Here is a 412-nt window from a genome sequence, read left to right on the forward strand (position 1 = left end):
CGGGCGCGGCCGGCGTCACCGTGCCGGTGGTCAGGTCGCGCTCCGGCATGCCCTTCTCGGCGTTGCTCTTCACGCTGCCGGGATTGTTCATGTTGTTCTCGGCCGAGCCGGGCATGCCGGTCTGGGCCAGGGCGGCGCCGGTCATCGCGACGGTGGCGGCGAGGGCGAGCAGGGTCGAGCGCATGGGGTTGTCCTTCTCCGAGGGGTCGTGAGGCGGCAACGCGCGGGTTTCCCGCCAAGCTCCACACCTTTCCACACGACCGGCGCCTTGCCGTTCCTCGCACATGTTCCTATTTTGTTCTTATTCGAGCGAGGAGAACGGCGATGCAGCAGCCCCCGGAGCGCGACGAGGAGACCGGCGAGGCCGCCCGCATCGAGCAGGCAGCCTGGATCGCCGCGATGATCGAGGCGG

Annotated in this window: 1 protein-coding gene; it reads right to left on the reverse strand. The window is 69.2% G+C overall.

The genetic code is table 11. The features are described from left to right. Nucleotides 1-184 (reverse strand): hypothetical protein (locus tag A5481_RS31710; RefSeq protein ID WP_156655689.1); only part of this gene is annotated, 184 nt, incomplete at its 3' end. Nucleotides 185-412 lie beyond the last annotated feature (228 nt).

Origin of the sequence: Methylobacterium platani, assembly GCF_001653715.1 — a bacterium.
GTDB lineage: Bacteria > Pseudomonadota > Alphaproteobacteria > Rhizobiales > Beijerinckiaceae > Methylobacterium > Methylobacterium platani.